This window comes from Paraburkholderia domus, assembly GCF_905220705.1.
In the GTDB taxonomy this organism is placed as follows: Bacteria; Pseudomonadota; Gammaproteobacteria; order Burkholderiales; family Burkholderiaceae; genus Paraburkholderia; species Paraburkholderia domus.
In genome coordinates this window covers 201,127-219,329 of record NZ_CAJNAT010000005.1, presented here as the reverse complement: position 1 = coordinate 219,329, position 18,203 = coordinate 201,127, and the positions used below count along the sequence as shown (strand labels likewise).

At 58.6% G+C, this 18,203-nt stretch carries 18 protein-coding genes; 11 read left to right on the top strand and 7 right to left on the bottom strand.

The window, feature by feature from the left end; all coding sequences use genetic code 11:
- The first annotated feature begins 8 nt into the window (after nucleotides 1–8).
- The 10 genes from KHO31_RS12835 to KHO31_RS12790 all read left to right on the top strand — a co-directional run bounded on the left by KHO31_RS12835 (nucleotide 9) and on the right by KHO31_RS12790 (nucleotide 9,272).
- On the top strand, nucleotides 9–656 hold the full coding sequence (locus KHO31_RS12835) for a hypothetical protein (protein WP_236071236.1): 648 nt from the start codon (nucleotides 9–11) through the stop codon (nucleotides 654–656).
- A complete protein-coding gene (locus KHO31_RS12830) occupies nucleotides 657–839 on the top strand; it encodes a hypothetical protein (protein ID WP_211623473.1) in 183 nt (60 codons plus the stop codon).
- A gap of 21 nt (nucleotides 840–860) precedes the next feature.
- A complete protein-coding gene (gene cpaB, locus KHO31_RS12825; protein WP_211623471.1) occupies nucleotides 861–1,910 on the top strand; it encodes a Flp pilus assembly protein CpaB in 1,050 nt (349 codons plus the stop codon).
- Nucleotides 1,911–1,933: 23 nt separating this feature from the next.
- Entirely contained in the window at nucleotides 1,934–3,586 is a 1,653-nt protein-coding gene (locus KHO31_RS12820; RefSeq protein WP_211623470.1) for a type II and III secretion system protein family protein, read from the top strand.
- Between the two features lie 22 nt (nucleotides 3,587–3,608).
- On the top strand, nucleotides 3,609–5,486 hold the full coding sequence (locus KHO31_RS12815; RefSeq protein ID WP_211623468.1) for an ATPase, T2SS/T4P/T4SS family: 1,878 nt from the start codon (nucleotides 3,609–3,611) through the stop codon (nucleotides 5,484–5,486).
- Between the two features lie 10 nt (nucleotides 5,487–5,496).
- Nucleotides 5,497–6,345: a type II secretion system F family protein gene (locus KHO31_RS12810; RefSeq protein WP_211623466.1), complete on the top strand. Its 849-nt coding sequence runs from the start codon at nucleotides 5,497–5,499 to the stop codon at nucleotides 6,343–6,345.
- Nucleotides 6,346–6,348: 3 nt separating this feature from the next.
- Nucleotides 6,349–7,230 (top strand): type II secretion system F family protein, encoded by an 882-nt coding sequence (locus KHO31_RS12805; RefSeq protein WP_211623464.1) that lies wholly within the window; start codon nucleotides 6,349–6,351, stop codon nucleotides 7,228–7,230.
- On the top strand, nucleotides 7,227–7,577 hold the full coding sequence (locus KHO31_RS12800; RefSeq protein ID WP_211623463.1) for a DUF192 domain-containing protein: 351 nt from the start codon (nucleotides 7,227–7,229) through the stop codon (nucleotides 7,575–7,577). The genes KHO31_RS12805 and KHO31_RS12800 overlap by 4 nt, the downstream gene beginning before the upstream one ends.
- An 89-nt stretch (nucleotides 7,578–7,666) precedes the next feature.
- Nucleotides 7,667–8,395 (top strand): TadE family protein, encoded by a 729-nt coding sequence (locus KHO31_RS12795; RefSeq protein WP_211623461.1) that lies wholly within the window; start codon nucleotides 7,667–7,669, stop codon nucleotides 8,393–8,395.
- A 124-nt stretch (nucleotides 8,396–8,519) separates the two neighbouring features.
- On the top strand, nucleotides 8,520–9,272 hold the full coding sequence (locus KHO31_RS12790; protein WP_236071233.1) for a lytic transglycosylase domain-containing protein: 753 nt from the start codon (nucleotides 8,520–8,522) through the stop codon (nucleotides 9,270–9,272).
- A 30-nt stretch (nucleotides 9,273–9,302) separates the two neighbouring features.
- Here the strand turns inward: KHO31_RS12790 and KHO31_RS12785 are convergent, their stop codons facing one another.
- The 7 genes from KHO31_RS12785 to KHO31_RS12755 all read right to left on the bottom strand — a co-directional run bounded on the left by KHO31_RS12785 (nucleotide 9,303) and on the right by KHO31_RS12755 (nucleotide 16,516).
- Nucleotides 9,303–10,013, bottom strand: a complete 711-nt coding sequence (locus KHO31_RS12785; RefSeq protein ID WP_236071231.1) for an Hpt domain-containing protein — start codon at nucleotides 10,011–10,013, stop codon at nucleotides 9,303–9,305.
- Between the two features lie 24 nt (nucleotides 10,014–10,037).
- The gene (locus KHO31_RS12780; protein WP_211623459.1) at nucleotides 10,038–10,673 is read right to left on the bottom strand and encodes a response regulator transcription factor; all 636 of its coding nucleotides are present in this window, start codon (nucleotides 10,671–10,673) and stop codon (nucleotides 10,038–10,040) included.
- 120 nt (nucleotides 10,674–10,793) lie between these two features.
- The gene (locus tag KHO31_RS12775) at nucleotides 10,794–11,840 is read right to left on the bottom strand and encodes an OmpA family protein (RefSeq protein ID WP_211623457.1); all 1,047 of its coding nucleotides are present in this window, start codon (nucleotides 11,838–11,840) and stop codon (nucleotides 10,794–10,796) included.
- 149 nt (nucleotides 11,841–11,989) lie between these two features.
- On the bottom strand, nucleotides 11,990–12,829 hold the full coding sequence (locus KHO31_RS12770; RefSeq protein WP_211623455.1) for an ABC transporter permease: 840 nt from the start codon (nucleotides 12,827–12,829) through the stop codon (nucleotides 11,990–11,992).
- 24 nt (nucleotides 12,830–12,853) lie between these two features.
- On the bottom strand, nucleotides 12,854–14,122 hold the full coding sequence (locus KHO31_RS12765; protein WP_201077371.1) for an ABC transporter permease: 1,269 nt from the start codon (nucleotides 14,120–14,122) through the stop codon (nucleotides 12,854–12,856).
- 125 nt (nucleotides 14,123–14,247) lie between these two features.
- The gene (locus KHO31_RS12760) at nucleotides 14,248–15,297 is read right to left on the bottom strand and encodes an ABC transporter substrate-binding protein (RefSeq protein WP_211623453.1); all 1,050 of its coding nucleotides are present in this window, start codon (nucleotides 15,295–15,297) and stop codon (nucleotides 14,248–14,250) included.
- Between the two features lie 121 nt (nucleotides 15,298–15,418).
- Nucleotides 15,419–16,516, bottom strand: coding sequence for an ABC transporter ATP-binding protein (locus tag KHO31_RS12755; protein WP_211623451.1), 1,098 nt, complete (start codon nucleotides 16,514–16,516; stop codon nucleotides 15,419–15,421).
- Nucleotides 16,517–16,646: 130 nt separating this feature from the next.
- On the opposite strand from KHO31_RS12755, the gene pdxR reads away from it, so the two are divergent.
- Nucleotides 16,647–18,197, top strand: coding sequence for a MocR-like pyridoxine biosynthesis transcription factor PdxR (gene pdxR / locus KHO31_RS12750; RefSeq protein ID WP_211623449.1), 1,551 nt, complete (start codon nucleotides 16,647–16,649; stop codon nucleotides 18,195–18,197).
- The last annotated feature ends 6 nt before the right edge of the window (nucleotides 18,198–18,203 follow it).

Below are 18,203 nucleotides of genomic sequence, written 5' to 3'. Positions count from 1 at the left end.
GCGTCGCGATGGCGGACACCGCCTGCGACAAACAGCCCGTCAAAGCGGACCGCATGCAGGCCATCGGTCGCGACATGATCGTGAACGGCGTCCCTACTTCCGTGTGGGGACTCGAGTTCGCTGGATCGCCCTCTGATGTATCGAACGAGTTCCGCGAATTCTGGACGAACGAAGGCGTACCGGCGAAGGGAAAGCGCGGACCGTCCGGCTGGCTGCTCAGCGCCTTGGACGATACGTGCCACTACGTACTCACCATTCCGCCGCAGCCCGACGGCGCGAAAACCAAAGGGCTCCTGAGCGTGATGCAGCTGTCCGGCCAAGCCGTACGGCATCGGATACCCGACTCGGTCGTTCCGTTTCCGGAAGGCGGCAAGATTATTTCGGATGTCGAAAGTCGCGACCCTGGCCAGGCAGGGCGCACATGGCTCGTTGAAATGTCCGGCCGCGCCAGCGACAACGCCCAGCGCTACAGCACCAAGCTTTCGGACGAAGGCTGGTCTACCGTCACCCAAGCGCCCGCGTACCGGTTAGACGGCTCCCAGCGAATTATGGGAAATGCCATGGTCATGCAGCGCGGCAGTGACCGTCTGGACGTGATTTTTTCCGACCGCAACGGGCAAACCGAGGCAGTCATCAATGCAGCAAGGAACCGTTGAATGAAACATTCCGCAAGACACCTCGGTCGGCAACGCGGCCAAGCTTATGTCGAATACGTGCTGGTAACGCTTCTGATTGCGATTGTGCTGATTTCGGGCAGTGATATTCCTCCTATCACCGCCCTTGCGGCAGCGTTCAAATCGTATTTTGGTGCTTATAGCTTCAGTCTCTCCCTACCCTGATTTTCCCAGGGTTAATATGTCATGCTTAAAAAAATTAAATTTCGCTCGCTTCTTGGAAACTCCTGGGTCCTGCTGATCGCTGCCGTGCTGGTGGCAGGGGGCCTGACGTTTCTGCTGTACAAGTATCTTACGGACCGCGAGGCCAAGATCAAGGCCGAAATGGCCGGCCAACGAAATCGCGCCGGCATCGAGGTCGTCGTCCCAAGCCGGGACGTGCCGATTGGCACGCCATTGTCCAGTGGTGACTTCGTTGCACGTGAAATCGCTCCCGATCTGGTCTACGACGATATGATCCGCGCCGCGGATTTCGACGCATATCGTCCATCGCGCCTCGTCAAGGCGGTTCGACGTGGTCTACCGCTGCGCGCAGGCGACATTGATGCGCTACGCGGCCGCGACTTCTCTGACGTTGTTCCACCCGGGCAGCGGGCACTCACGCTTGAGATCGATACGGTCAATTCGACTTCTGCGATGGTTCGCCCAGGAAATCGAGTCGACATTTACTGGGTCGGCAAGAACCTCGATCCGCAAGCCGACGCCAACACATCATCGACCAGCGACGGCAAGATGATCCGGTTGCTGATGCCCGATGCGCTAATTCTGGCTACGGGACAAGACATCCGTCCGCGCGACGCAGGCGAAGCCATGCAAAACGCCAACAATCCGCAGTCAGCGTCGAATTACGGAACTGTCACTGTGCAAGTCCCTGTATCGGAAGCCGCACGAATCGTACTGGCGCAGAAAGTGGGCGCGCTGCGTTTGATTCTTAGAAACTCGGACGATAAGGACAACCATATCCCGATGCAGCTTGTGGAAGGCAACCTGTTCTCGCGTATCACTGGACGCCCGGCAGTCGTTGAAATTATCTCTGGTGGCGGCGACCTGACTCAGACGAAGCTCATTCCAGCATCCTCTGCTACATCTACTGCGCTCGAAAACTCCGCGCAATCGTCCAGTTGGCCCTCCGACTCGTCTTCTGAAGCCAAACGGCCGAACGTCTACGAAGAGGCGAATGCCATCGCCAAGCAACTCCAGAAAAACGATACGCGCGGCACGCCGGGTCGGAACTGAGTAAAGAACACAGGTTTCAAGAAATGAAAGTCAAAAATCACGCGACGCTGTTTCGTCGCCGAATCTTCTCGTCGATCGTCATCGGCATTCTCCTGTGCGAAGCGACGCCTGTCGCGCTCGCAGAGTCTGCTACGTCCTACGCTGGTGACAGCGCAACAGTCAGCGCCAACCTGCTCGAAATGTATCGCGGCGAAGTTCGCATCCTGCACGTGCCCGGCACGATCAAGCGCGTAGCGATCGGCAACGGAAAACTGGTGACTGCGAATGTGGTCGACGGCCGATTGATGCTGCTGGGCGAAGCGCCAGGCGTCACCTCGCTGGTCGTGTGGAACGACAAGGGTATCGCGCTGCAAACCACCGTTCGCATCGCCAAGGGCGACGTGAGCGCCTCCCTCGATCAATTGCGCTCCGTCTTGCAGTCAGTACCAGGGCTGCGCATCCAGTCAATTGGCCCCAACATCGTCTTGTCGGGTGTCGTGCATCGTGACATGGCGCCGCTCGTCAAAGCTGCCACCGAGGACCTAAGCAATGTGATCGATACCACCACTATCGACGAAGGTGATGCGCTGAAGAAGACCATCCACTTCAAGGTACAGATCATGGAGATCACGCGCACCGGCCAGCAAAATCTCGGCATCGCGTGGGACAGCCCGTTCAACGGACCAGTCATCGGCGGAGCAGCAAGCGTCGCGACCGGCGCCGCAACCGCTGTAACGGCTGGGACCGGCTACTTCCTCGCGGGCATCGCGTCCAACATCACTTCGAAGATCAACTTCGCGGTCAACAACGGCGACGCCTTCATTCTTGCAGCACCGGAGTTGAATACGAAAAGCGGCGGCACCGCAACATTCCTCGCTGGCGGCGAAGTGCCCATTCCAAAAGCTGGCGCGCTCGGCACCACCGATGTCGACTACAAGCCATATGGCATCAAGCTGAATATCAAACCGGTTGTCGATGCGAACAACATCATATCGGCCAACCTTCAGACTGAGATCAGTCAGATCGACCCGTCGGTTTCCTACGGCGGCTTCCCTGGCTTCATGACCCGAAGGACGAGTTCCGACATTTCGATGCGGGCCGGAGAGACAATCGCCATTTCCGGACTCATCAGCGCCGATGCGCTGAACGCCAGCAGTGGCATGCCATTCCTGGGCCAGTTACCAATCATCGGCCAATTATTCCGCTCGGACAGTTTCCGCTCAAAGAAGAGCGATCTCGTCATTTTCGTGACACCTGTCATTTCCGACCCGGCGCTGTCACCAAATACGGATCTGCTGGCACGAGCGGACAAGTTCGATGCAAAGTATCGCAGCGGTTTTGGCAATCCGAGCCCACTCGCGGCCACGGAACAGGAAGACTCCACGCCCGCCACACGGCATCCGATCGGGCCAACGCCCGCGGTTACCCCGACTCCGCTTCGCAGCACACCGCCGCAAGCGGTCACGGTGAGTCCTGCCCCGATCACCAGCGGCACGGCACAACCAGCGCCGGCGATCGGCGTTGCCGAGGCGCTCCGCATGCTGAATGCCGCAAAACGTCCGCCAGTCACGTCGGGAAATGATGTCGGCACAATGCCGAATACTCAGATGACTGATTCTGCGCCCGCATCACCTGCTGTCATGAGCGGCAAGGTGCCCGCACAGCAAGTCGACGTGCTTGGCAACTCTAGCAACTGATCGGACTACATCGAGAGGCATCATGCTAAATCTCCAAGTACACGCGCGCAACGTGCCGGTCGAGGCGTTCCTGGTCGACCAGGGCTGCACAATTGGCAAGGACGCCGGCTGCGATATCGTGGTAAAGGGCATGCTGGTAGGCAAGTTGCACGCCCGCATCGTGCGGGAACACAATGCGTATTACATCGAAGATCAAGGCGGTATTACGGCCACACTCGTTAATGGTGCGCCGATTACGCGATATGGTCCGCTGACGGAAGTAGACAAGATCGAAATCGGCACAACGACCTTAAAAATCGTTCGTGCTGCAGCCGCCCCACAGGAAAACCGTGATCCGTCGGCAGTGTTTGCCGAAGGGGCTGCCTCAACTGTCTCCGGGCAGCCGGAAAATCGGTCGTCTGTCGGCGCTGTTGCCGACACTAACGTCGTCACGTCCGGAACTTATGCGACGCAGCAATCGCTCGCTTCCCAGTACGCTTCACCGGCAAGCATGGCCTCATTCGAGGTGCCCTTTACCCGACAACCCGCCGCTCAAGGGGTGAGCGCTACCCTCCCCCCAACTCCGGTCCCGGCGGCACCTGCGAAGAAGTCTGCTGCGCAGCCCTTACCAGTGGCACCGATCAATAGCCCGGCCGGCATTGAACTTCGCAAGCGTGCTCACATGAAAGTGATCGCAGCACTGGACTTGCGCCGCCTCAATGTCTCCCGCATGGAAGACGACGAGTTGCACAAAACGGTCAATGCCGCGCTCGATGAAATTCTCGCGAACGACAACGCTTTTCGCACGACCGAAATTCCAATCGCTATACTAAAGAAAAGTGTCTTCGATGAAATTATCGGTCTCGGACCACTCGAAGAATTGATTTCGGACCCCACGGTGTCCGAAATCATGGTCAATTGCCACAACGAAATTTTCATCGAACAATCAGGTCGATTAACCCGCTCGCCGGTGATCTTTACCGACGACCGTGCCGTGCTTGGCGCAATCGAACGGATTGTTGCACCGATCGGGCGCCGGATCGACGAAAGTTCGCCGATGGTCGATGCGCGTCTCGCCGATGGTTCGCGTGTGAACGCGGTTATCCCCCCTTTAGCACTGAAGGGCCCCAGCCTCACCATCCGAAAATTCTCGAAGCGCAAGCTGGTCGGTGAGGATTTGATTGCATTCGGCTCGATGTCGCCTGAGATGCTGGAGTTCCTCCAAACTGCCGTTGAACAGCGCGCCAACATCATCATCTCCGGTGGTACGGGGTCGGGCAAAACCACCTTGCTCAACGTCCTGTCAAGCTACATTCCGGACGACGAACGGATCGTCACCGTTGAAGACGCAGCGGAACTGCAATTGTCACAGCCGAACCTTGTTTCGCTCGAAGCACGTCCCGCGAACATGGAAGGCAAGGGCGCAATTCACATTCGCGACCTCGTGAAGAATTGCCTGCGGATGCGACCCGACCGAATCGTCGTCGGCGAGTGCCGTGGCGGTGAAGCACTGGACATGCTCCAGGCAATGAATACCGGCCATGACGGCTCCCTTACTACCGCGCACGCCAACGCGCCGCGCGACTGCATTGCGCGTCTTGAAGTAATGACATTGATGGCAGGTCTTGATTTGCCGTTGCAGGCGATTCGAGAACAGATTTGCTCTGCAGTCGACATCATCGTGCAGCAGAGCCGCTTCTCGTGTGGTTCGCGCCGCGTGACTCACGTGACGGAAGTCAGCGGTATGGAGTCAGGCATCATTCAGTTACAAGATGTGTTCGTTTTTAAGGAAGACGGCTTTGGCGAAAGCGGCAAGATCGAAGGTCAATTTGTACCGACCGCATATATTCCCGACTTCTATCAAGACCTGATTCGCAGACGTATTCCTGTGAATACGGATATTTTCACCCGCTTGGAGTAGAGGGTTGGTCATGAGTCTCCCCGTTATTCTGGCTCTCGCCTTTTTCGGCAGCGTATTCGTCATCTGGATGATTGCCCGAACCGGCAGGGCCACAATCGCCACAAGCTCGCACCAGATGGCCGGCGAGATCGAGGCATCCCTCGCCGATGCGTTCGTATTCGTCAATCGGCAAAAGATGGCCGTATGGAGCATGCTCACTATAGTGGTGCTGCCCATCCTCGCATTTCTGTTGAGCCACAGCATTCTAGTCGCTTTGGCGGCGCTGCCTATTGCACTGACACTGCCGAAAAGATACTTCGCGCGAATGCGCAAAAAGCGCATCGCGATGCTCGAACGTCAATTGCCCGATTCGCTGCTGATGATGGCCGGCGCTCTACGCGCTGGCGCAAGCTTTCCCATAGCACTAGAAAGCGTGGTGCAAGAATCCGCTCCTCCCATCTCGCAGGAATTCGACCTGCTGATGCGTGAAATACGTCTGGGCATCGACCTCGACATTGCGATGCGCAACGTGGAAAAACGCATTCCGATTCCAGACTTCATGATGGTGACGGCCGCCATCACCATTGCACGGGAAGTGGGCGGAAATCTCGCTGAGGCGCTGGAATCTGTTGCTGGCACTTTGCGCGAGAAATTGCAAATGGAAGGCAAGATAAAGGCATTGACTTCCCAGGGCCGCATGCAAGGCATCGTAATGACCTGCCTGCCGCTGCTCCTGATGCTTGTCTTGCACTTCATGGAACCGAAGGCGATGGCGCCGCTGTTCAACGAGCCAGTCGGCTGGGGCACACTGGCGGTCATCGCCGTGATGGAATTTCTCGGCTATAAGTCCATCACCAAGATCACAAACATCGACGTGTGACCCATGCTTCTATTCATTGCTTTACTTATCAGTGTCGGCGTTGTGCTCGCTGTCGCACTATTTCTGAAATCCGTCACAGGCCTGACATCCGTCGTCGACGACGAGGACCGTACCTATCTTGATCCATTGCCAAAACCGCTTCGGATGCTGTGGCCACTCGTCAACTTTGTCGCTCATCACTTCGGCAATATTTTCGGCAAGAAACGCCTTGCCAGGACCGATGAGCAACTGCGACTCACGTCACTGTCGTTTTTGATGAATGCACGGCAATTCCTTTCGCTATCGCTTGTTTCATCGGTATTGGTGACGCTCGTTGCGCTCGCACTCATGCTGGCACTGGGGATGTTCTCCTTTTGGGTCTTGATCGGCGCCGTATTGCTCGGCTATTTCTATCCGCGCATCTGGACGAGAGACGTGCGCCGGCGTCATGTTTCGGCAATCCTCAAGCATCTGCCGATTTATCTCGACTTCCTCACGCTCGGTGTCGAGGCTGGTCTGAACATTAACGGCGCCATACAAAAAGCGGTTGAGAAAGGCCCAGAGGGTCCTTTGCGCCGCGAGCTCGAGCATGTACTGCGTGATTTGAAATCTGGTTTGAACCGTACGGACGCTCTTCGCCGTTTCGACGAGCGACAACGAGTCAAGGAAGTCACGAACCTCGTCGGCGCTGTGGTACAGGCGGAAAGAATGGGTGCTGGTCTGGCGAAGACGCTGCGTTTCCAGTCTGTCCAGCGTCGAGTCGAGCGATTTCAGCGGGCTGAGAAACAGGCCATGGAAGCGCCAGTCAAGCTCGTATTCCCCCTGCTCATGTTTATCTTCCCGGTTACGTTTATCGTGCTCGGGTTTCCGATCGCCATGAAATTCGTGCAAGAGGGACTGCTATGAGGTCCGCTTGTCTGATTACTCGCGAACACGACATCGGTATTCGTGTTTCGATCACTGAAACTGCGCAGGAGCGTATGCAAGGCCTCCTCGGCCGCGATCACCTGCCAAATAGCGAGGCACTATTGTTACGGAGCTGCTGGGCAGTCCACACGTTCGGCATGCGCTTTGCGATTGACATACTGTTTCTCGACCGGCAACAGCGCGTTGTCGCGATCCATCACGACGTGCCGAAACGGCGCATGCTGGTCAACCTGCGCGCAGCCCAAACCCTGGAAATGCTTGGCGGCACGGCGCGCCAGCACGAGCTTTCGGTCGGCGATCAACTTGTCTTTGAGGCGACCAGGTGAATTTCACACATTTGAAGCCGAATCAGACTGCTTCCCGGATATTTGCATTGGCTCATAGCAGGCAACGGTGCCGTCAGTCAGGGCAGTCGATGGTCGAATTCCTGGTCGTCGCGCCCCTGTTACTGTTCTTCTGTTTTGCCACCGTGCAATTTGTGCTGCTCTATCAGGCAAAATCAACACTCGACGTTGCCGCCTTGGAAGCGGCCCGCGAAGGTGCAGTCAACCACGGATCCCTTGCATCCATGCAAACGGGCCTTGCACGCGGCCTGGCACCGCTCTACGCACGCCAAGCCACAGCGGAAGGAGTGCAAACCGCACAGGCGAAAGCGAAGTTCGACGTGAGCAATTTCAGCAAGATCACCACGCTGAACCCCAGCGCCGTGGCAGTGCAGGATTTTGCCCAGTTGCGCTTCTACCCTGACGAGGGCATGTCCTATTCCGAAATCCCCAACGATACGTTGATGTACCGCGACTCTGCTCTGGCCCGGAACTCAGGAGTGAATATCCAGGATGCAAACCTGCTAAAGGTTCGCGTGCACTATTGCTATGACATGTACGTCCCCCTCGTGAACAAGGTGCTCTATTACGCAGTTAACGTCATTGGTAACATCGGCACCGGTGGGATTCTGAATCGTGAACCTGCGGATGAAAACCGGGATCCGTACGGCTCACCTCGAAATCCGGATTTTCTGTGCAAAGTGACGTTGGAAAATGGCGTTAATTCAGGTCGCTGGCCAATAGCACTCGAATCAGAGGCCCTTGTACGGATGCAGTCCAGCTATCGCGCCGGTGCGGCAAACGATGTCAAACAGCCTTAAAAGTATCTTCGCGACGACGTCGTGCTGCCTAGGCAACTCCTGGTCTGCACGGAGCGATGCCACGTCAAGGCGGCATCGCGCTGCGCCGGGCACGTCGGAGCCAGGCGTACGGCTGCATCGTTCGGTGCTCAAGATACTGATCGCGAGCACAATGTGCTTGCCATTCTTTGCTCATGCGGCCGATGCCCAGATACTGCTCGCCCACAATCCGTCTCACGTCATTATGATGATCGGCGGCATGACGGATGCCAGCAGCACTATTCAGGGCTCGTCGTCGATCAGTGCCGCAAACTCCGCCTCCCCTTCGGACAGTTCCGACCGACTGTCAGTCGTCATGCAATCTGACGGTGCGACGTCAGTTTTGTCACGGCGGCCCGCGACGTCCGTTGTGTCGCGCATCATGGCGCTCGCGCCCATGATCAACGAAGCGGCCCACGCCGCAGATGTTGATAGTGCTTTGCTGATGGCCGTGATCGACGTCGAATCGGGAGGCAATCCGCAAGCCGTATCCCCAAAAGGGGCCACCGGCCTGATGCAGCTAATGCCCAGCACGGGCGCACGGCATGGTGCGTCGGATTTATTCGACCCGCGCCAGAATGTCGCAGCAGGTGCGCGCTACCTGCGCCGGTTGATGCTGCAGTTCGGCGATTTGCAGTTGGCGCTGGCGGCCTATAACGCGGGTGAGGGGGCAGTGCAGAAATACGGCGGTCAGATTCCGCCGTATGCCGAAACGATGAGTTACGTTCCGAAGGTGATAGGGCGCTACATGCACTATCGAAACGCGACATCTTCGACAAACGAAGTGCCGGCGCAAGCAGCAACGCAGGTCACTCAGGGACGCTTCCTGCCGGTCCGGCAAAGCGCGGGGAGCAACTAGGTAAAGAGAAGCGACACCCGCGACAACGGATCAATGCTGCACAGCAGCGTCGAGGAGCTCCTCGAGTTGCGCTTCGAGATACTCGATTGAATCAGCAACAATCGCGAGGAGCGTCCGTGCAAGCACCGCGTCCCGTTCGCGTGCCGCCGCTTCGAGCCGCACTAGCAGCGCGATCATACCCGTGCAAGCGAGCATACGCATCGAACCAGCGATGCAGTGTGCCGCACTGGCCACGGCATCCCACGACGACGCACCGAACTCGGTGCGCAGCGCAGCCAACGTGGTCCGGTTGGTGTCGATCAGCAGACGGATGAAATGTCGCGCGATGGTTGCATCGCCACAGGTGAGTTCGTCGAGCTTCTCGCCGAACGAGCGCCGTTCGCTTGCGGAAATCGCGATATAGCGTCGTTCCGCCAGTGCGCCGATCAGCGCACGCTCTTCGACTGGCAGCGACAGCACGCCATGGAAGCGTCCGGCCAGATCTGCAAGCGCCTGTGCGGAAGCACCCGCATGAACAACGGCAAAATGCAGACACCCGGCGTTCAGAGCAATGCCTTCAGGCTGGGGGCCCTCTTCCTGCGCACCCAACTGGCAATCCACCAGCACGAGCCTGACAGATTCCTGAACGGCCAAAACCATTGCTTCCGTGCTGGTATGAAAGCCGAGGCGACCGAGCGTTGTCTCAAGGCCGCTCGATCGCGTCCATGCCGGGTTGGCGCTTATCAACAGTGCATAGCTCATCGTATTATCGGACCTGTCGCAATGTCATTGAATTGGCACAACCCGGCAGCGCCGCGCGAAATCGATCAGTTCGACCAGTGACTTGACCCGCAGCTTCTGCATAATGCGTGTTTTGTGGCTGCTGACGGTCTTGTTGCTGATGAACAGGGCGTCGCCGATCGCCTTGTTCGACAGCCCCCTAGACAGCATTTGCAGGATCACGAGTTCCTTGTCCGACAACAGCTTGAGCTTGTCTTCCTCGCCGTCCGGCGACGCCGGCATCCCAGCTCCACCGGCGCCCATCGGAAAAACGGTGTAACCCGCCAGCACGGCTTCGACGCCGCGCACGATTTCCTTCATCTCTTGCGACTTGGCGACGAAACCTTGCGCGCCCGACCGCATCGCACGCGAAGCGAAGATAGCTGGATCCTGACCCGACAGAACCAGCACACGGATCAACGGATGAGCCCGCTTGAGCCGCGGAATGACATCAAGACCGCTGATGCGCGGAATATCGAGGTCGAGGATGGCGAGATCAGGTATATGCTGCCGGGCCATTTCGACTGCCGCCTGTCCGTTTTCGGCCTCGATTATGTCAGTGACTCCGAGCAGCTGCGAAAGATGGGTCTTGATAACAAGCCGAAGCGCGGGATGGTCATCCACAATCAGAATAGTGGTCATTAAATCGTTTTCCTAATTATATCTTTTTCGTGCAGAGAGAAATATCCACGTGATGTAATGCGAAGCGTAGTGCGATAACGCGCCAATGCATGGGTATGTATGGAACGGCGATCCACCGCTTCAGTCCTGTCCGCGAACGAATTCGATTTCGACACGTCGGTTCGGCGCAAGGCACTTCACCAATTCATCGCGTTTCATCTGCGCGCATTCCGTCAACTGGTTCGCTTTGCCACGTCCCTGCGCTGTAATGGGCAGCGTCACTCCACGTTTGCGCAGGTAGTCACGCACCGTTTGCGCGCGCTGCAACGAGAGCTTCTGGTTGTGGGCGTCGCTACCAAGACGGTCGGTGTAGCCGTTGACGTTCAACTGAACAAAGCCCTTTACCTGCTGTAGTCCTGCCATCACCTTGTCGAGTTGTTCCTTGCCGCCCGGCAGCATGCCGGCTTCGTCTCCGCTATCGAAGCGGAATGCCGAGTCGGCCCTGAGCGTGATCTTTTCCGGAGCTACAGGCGCATGTTTCTGCGGCGGTGCACATTGCAACGCAGCTTCAGCCGATTTTTGCAATTCGCGTTGAATGCCGGGCAGCGCCTTCTCAGCTGCCGGAAAATTGCGTGTCCATGCATCGTGGCCGGCATGAATCAATTCGACCTCGGCACAAGCGAGCGGCTGCTGTGCCTCGGGGCAACGGGCGGTGGCCGGATCGCTCTTGATCACATTGACGATCTTCCACAGGTCGGGGCGCACTGTCGAAACAGTACGCAAGGCTGGGTTAGCCGCTGACAAAGACGTGCCGTTTTCCAGGCCCATCGTGATCATCGCGGCCTGCCCGATCGCTTCCTCCAGGAAACCCCAGTGGTCGTTGGCTTGCCAGGTCTCGCGCCCGACATTAATCCAGCATTGCGCCTTCGCGTGGAAATAGCTGCGCTTGTCGCCCGGCAATTGATCGAGCCGCTGTTGCAATGACGTGAGTGCGGCACGACTGCTGGTGATCGGCGCGTAGGTGTTCACCCACTGCGAGGTCGGCGCGCCTGCGGCTTCGTCCTGCGAAGCGCCCACGCCCGTTTTCAGTACCGTGGCATCTTCGATGCCGAGCCGCTCGCGTGCCGCGTGTTGCGCGCAGCCTGACAAGGCCAGAGCGCACGCCAACATCATTACCCGAAGTTTCATTCTTTTTCTGCGTCCAGCGCATCTTCTTTAAGAAGTCTCTGAGTATGACCAGACGCAGATGTGCGCGGAATGGGAACAATCCTAGAATGATGTCAGAAAGTTGCAGTGTCGATATTCACGCTGCATAGCAGGTGTAGTACGTCTGAGGCCTAGGCCTTCACCGCCCGCGCCGCATTCCTCCCCCGCAGCCACTCCAGCGCCAACAGCAGGCAAGTAGAAAACACGATCAAAATCGTCGCCAACGCCGCAATCGTCGGGCTGATATTTTCGCGAATACCTGTGAACATCTGCCGAGGCAATGTCGTCTGATCCGCGCCCGCAAGGAACAGCGTGACGACCACCTCATCGAACGAAGTGGCGAACGCAAACAGCGCCCCCGAAATCACCCCCGGCGCGATCACCGGCAACGTAATGCGGAAAAACGTCTTCACCGGATTCGCACCGAGCGACAGGCTGGCTCGCACGAGGTTGTAGTTGAAACCCTGCAAGGTCGCCGCCACCGTCGTCACGACAAACGGCACGCCGAGCGACGCATGTGCAAGGATTAAACCGATGTACGTATTCGCCAGCCCCAGCGGCGCGAAAAACAGGTACATGCCCACGCCAACCACCACCACCGGCACGATCATCGGCGAAATCAGAATCGCCATCAGCAGCGCCTTGCCGCGGAAGTTGGCTTTGGTCAGGCCAATCGCAGCCAAAGTGCCAAGCACGGTTGCCACCACAGTCGCTGACGGCGCAACGATAAAGCTGTTTTTCGCTGCCATACGCCATTCATCCGACGCGATGAGGTTCTGATACCAGCGCAGCGACCAACCCGGAATCGGATACACCAGAAACGTGCTCGACGAAAACGACAGCGGCACGATCGCGAGCACCGGCAGGATCAAATACAGCAGCGTGAGCACCGCAAGCGCGCGCAGCGTGAAGTACCACACGCGCTCAACGAAAGACGTATGCGGCGCAAACAAAGGCTTGGCAAGTTTCATCGCGAGTAGGCTCCGTTCAGGCGATCAGCCGAGGCTCAATGACGAACGCGTGAAGCGCCCATAGATGACATACAGCACGAGCGTCGCGGCGAGCAGCAAACCGCCGAGCGCGCACGCCATGCCCCAGTTGATCGTCACGTTGGTGAAGTACGCGACGTAGTAGCTGACCATCTGATCGCCCGGTCCGCCGAGCAAAGCCGGCGTGATGTAGTAGCCAATCGCCAGGATGAACACGAGCAACGCGCCCGCGCCGATGCCCGGATAAGTCTGCGGCACATACACGCGCCAGAAGGCCGCAAACGGATGGCTGCCGAGTGAAATCGCAGCGCGCTGATACGTCGGCGGGATCGACTTCATCACGCTGTACAGCGGCAGGATCATGAACGGCAGCAGAATGTGCGTCATCGAAATGTACACACCGGTGCGGTTGAACAGCAGCGACAGCGGATCGTGCAAAAGCCCGGTGGCCATCAGCGCTTTGTTCACCAAGCCTTCGCTTTGCAGAATCACAATCCACGCCGCGACGCGCACGAGGATCGACGTCCAGAACGGAATCAGCACAAGAATCATCACCAGATTCGCGCGGCGCTCGGAGAGCGTCGAAATCCAGTAAGCGAGCGGATAGCCGAGCAGCAGCGCGAAGAACGTGACGGCCGCGCCGATCACAAAGGTGCGCTGGAACACGGCGAGATAGATCTGCTGGTCGGTGTCGGTCTGAATAATGTGGCCGAACGCGTCCTGTTTATGGTCTAAAGAGGCCAGTAGATAAAACGGCGAATATGCGCCTGAATTCTTTGCGATCGCCTGCCAGTAGGTGATGTCGTTCCAGCGCTCGTCCAGTTCGGCGAACTTCGCGTGGATCTGGGCAGGCGTGAGCGTCAACGGTTTGTTGTTGTCATCGACAAAAGGCATCGCTCGCGCCGATTTCGCTACCAGAGAGCGGAAGCCGGGAATCTCGACGTTCAGGCGGCGTGCCAGCGCGCCCATGCCGTCGCTGTCGGCGACCGCAGTAAGGTCCACGGCCAACGCCGCATAAGCGGCATCAGGCGGCGGCGTCTTGCGGTCCCAACCATTTAACGCATTCAGCGTATGCGGCAAGGCGCCTACCACTTCCGGATTCTGCGCGGCGCGCGTCAACAGTGCGCCAATCGGCACGACAAAAATCAGCAGCAAAAAAATGGCGAGCGGCGCAATCAGCAGCAGCGCCATTGCGCGCTTCTTCGCTTCCGCGGCCTTCAGTTCCCGCTTGAGCCGAACACTCGACTCAGCCGTTGAATCGGCGGCGATCGTCATCGTAGTCACACCCGTCTCCTGTCGATCCGGAGTTAGCGCTTTAGCGCTTACTCCGGTCCCATGCAAAGCCTCGATACGGCGCGGCTTCCCTAACGGGAAAACCGCGCCTTCTCACACCCGGCTAATTATTTCGAAGCCCACGACGAAAAACGCTGCTCCAGTTCATCGCCATGGTCGGTCCAGAATGCGAGGTTCTGCAGCACGGCGTTCTTGCCGTTGGCCGGCGAGTTCGGCAGATTCGCCAGCGTCTTCGGATCGAGCGCCTTGATGGCCGCCACGTTCACCGGGCCATACGCGATGTTGTGCGCGTAGTCCTGCTGCGGCTTCGACGAGATCGAATAGGCGATGTACTTCTCGGCCAGCGCCTTGTTAGGCGTGCCCTTCGGAATCGCCCAATAGTCGAGGTCGTAGATACTGCCGTTCCACACCACCTTCAGGTTCTTACCTTCCTTTTGCGCGGCATCGATACGGCCGTTGTACGCGGTGGACATCACCACATCACCCGCGACGAGGAATTGCGGCGGCTGTGCACCCGCTTCCCACCACTGGATATTCGGCTTCAGTTCGTCGAGCTTCTTGAACGCGCGGTCCTGGCCTTCCTTGGTGGCGAGCACCTTGTAGACGTCCTTCGGCGGCACGCCGTCGGCCATCAGCGCGAATTCGAGGTTGTAACGCGCGCCTTTGCGCATCGCACGCTTGCCCGGGAATTTCTTCACGTCCCAGAAATCGGCCCAGCCGGTCGGCGCGGTTTTCAGCTTGTCGGCGTTATAGGCGAGTGCCGTCGACCACACGAAGAAGCCCACGCCGCAGGTCTGCGGTGCTTCCGGAATCAGATCCGACTTCTTGCCGATCTTCGACCAGTCGAGCTTCTCGTACAGGCCTTCGTCACAACCACGACCGATGTCGCCCGATTCGACTTCCACCACGTCCCAGTTCACATGCTTCGCTTCGACCATTGCCTTCACTTTGGCCTGCTCACCGTTGTATTCGACGGCGGTCACTTTGTTGCCGGTTTGCGTTTCGAACGGCTGGTTGAATGCGACTTTTTGCGCGTCGCCATTCGCGCCGCCGAAATTGACAACCGTCAGTTCGGCTGCATTGACTTGCGCGGCGCCCAGCGCGAGTGCCACAGCACCGACAGCGATGGCGCAGCGCGATTTCCCGATCTTGCTCATGGTGTGTTGCTCTCCTTTGGTGGTGTGCTTTCGACTTTCAGCTAAGTACGGTGCGACTTGTTATGTGCTGCTTACGTGAACTGCTTTTTGCTGCGTTGAACTACTCACGCCTCGCACGGCCTCACGCCTCTGCAAACACGCGCAGATGCTCGGGCGCGAACTCCAATGCAACCGGCGCACCGGGCGCGAAGGTTTCGAGTGCATCAGTACCGAGCGGCACTTTGACGAAGCACTCGTCCTGTTCCGGCAGGCCACAACGCATACGCACGTGGTCGCCGAAATAGATCAGCCCGCGCGCTTCACCGCTCAGGGCATTGGCGCCCGGCCGCGACACGCCATTGGCGAGCTTCATGCGCTCGGGCCGGATGCACGCAACCGCCGGCGTGCCTGCCCGCGCGCCGCCGATATTGCGTCCCGTGAGTCGCGTGCCGTCTACCAGATGAAACTCGCAGTACTCGCCATCGACGTTCGCGATCGTCCCGCGCAGCTTGTTGCTGTCACCGATGAAGTTCGCGACGAACTCGTTACACGGCGATTCGTACAGACGGTCTACGGTATCGAGTTGCTGCACGATGCCTTTGTCGAACACGGCAACGCGGTCAGACATGGTCAGCGCTTCACCCTGATCGTGCGTGACGTACACGAAAGTGACGCCGAGCTTCTCGTGCAAGGATTTAAGTTCGTACTGCATGTGTTCGCGCAACTGCTTGTCGAGCGCACCGAGCGGCTCGTCCATCAGCACGAGCTTCGGCTCGAACACGAGCGCCCGCGCCAAGGCAATACGTTGCTGCTGGCCGCCGGAAAGCTGTGCCGGATAACGCTTTGCGAAGCCCTCCATGCGCACCATCTTCAGTGCGTTATTCGTGCGATGGGCGCGCTCTTCCGCGGAAAGTTTGCGGACGGTGAGCGGATACGCGACGTTCTGCTCGACCGTCAGATGCGGAAACAGCGCGTAGTTCTGAAACACCATGCCGATGTTGCGCTTGTGCGGCGGCACGGTATTGAGCAGCGTGCCATCGAGCCAGATTTCGCCGCCGGTGGGAAATTCAAAGCCCGCCAACATCATCAGACATGTGGTTTTCCCTGATCCCGAAGGTCCGAGCAGCGTCAGAAATTCGCCCTGATAGATATCCAGATCGAGTTGTTTGACGACCAGCGTTTCGCCGTCGTATGTCTTGCGCACACCTCGAAAGCTGACGATCACGTCATCGGTTTTCATCGCACTAGTCTCCTCTGCGGTCCGGCCGGCTCCCCCTGCGGAACAGCGGGATTGCATTAATTGCGTGGCTCACTATAGTCCCTTACGGTTCTACAATATGGAACCATTTCATTATTCCGGATAGAACCACTTGGACACCGTGATTTTGTCGGATTGGCTTGCCGCGCGACTCGACCGCGCCGCCGCCGAGCCGGTCTACAGACAGACGTTGCGGCTGATGCAGCAGGCCATCCTGACCGGCCAGCTGCCGCCTGGCACCAAGCTGCCCAGTTCGCGCATGCTCGCCGAGGATCTCGGCATCGCGCGCAACACGGTGCTGCACGTCTACGACCAGCTGACCGCCGAAGGCTATGTGATCTCGACCACTGGCAGCGGTACCTATGTCGCCGACACGCGGCCGGATACTGCGGCAATGAACGCGCGCAAGAAGCCGGTGGTGGCCAGTGTCGACGCGCAAGGCAGTCCGGCAGCCGAGGCTATAAAGCCGCCCAAACGCGATCTAGGCGACCTCTCCACGCGCGGACGCAGGCTTATCGATCAAGCAGGCGTGTCCGCCAAACAATGGGGTGCGTTCATGCCAGGCGTGCCCGACGTCGCCGAGTTTCCGGCGCGCACATGGAGCCGCTTACAAGCAAGATTGTGGAAGGAAGCCAATCCCGATCTGCTGACCTATGCGCCAGGCGGCGGCTATCGGCCGCTAAGGCGCGCGCTGTCCGATTACCTGCGCGTAGCGCGCTCGGTGAATTGCACGCCTGACCAGATCATCATCACAACGGGCATTCATCAGTCGATCGATCTGGCCGTGCGCTTGTTGACCGACGTCGGCGATCGCGCGTGGGTGGAGGAGCCATGCTATTGGGGTGCGCGCAGCGTGCTGCAATCGTCAGGGATTACGCTAGTGCCGGTGCCGGTGGATGACGAGGGTCTCAACCCGCGCGAGCAGGATCTGCAACAGCCGCCGCGGTTGGCACTCGTCACGCCGTCGCATCAATATCCGCTCGGCATGGTGATGAGTCTCGCGCGCCGCCGCACGTTGCTCGAATACGCACGCCAGCACAACGTCTGGATTATCGAGGACGACTACGACAGCGAGTTCCGCTACGGCAGCCGTCCGCTCGCATCGCTGCAAGGGCTCGACGATGCCGGCCAGGTAATCTATGTGGGTAGCCTGGGAAAGATGCTGTTTCCAGGCTTGCGAATCGGCTACATGATCGCGCCAGAGCATCTGGTGGATACGTTCCGCACGGGCGTTGCCGAGCTGTATCGCGAAGGGCAGTTGATGCAGCAGGCGGTGATGACCGACTTCATCATGGACGGTCATCTCACGTCGCATGTTCGTCGCATGCGAGCGCTCTACGGCGAGCGCAGGCAGATTCTGATCGACGCGATCACCGCGCGTTTCGGCAACGAATTGCCGGTAATGGGCGACGAGGCCGGCCTGCATCTGGTGCTCGGCCTGCCCGATCATGCGAACGATCGCGCGGTCACGGCAGCCGCTTACGACGCCGGCGTGATCGTGCGTCCGCTCGCCGCCTACTACAGCAGCGAGACGCCCGCACGGCGCGGACTGCTGCTGGGATACGCCTGCGTGGCGAACGAGAAGATCGGCCCGGCGTTCGACACGCTCGCGCGGGTGATCGAGCAGACTGCATTGAAGAAGACGCCGACGCGCGCCGCTTAACCGCGC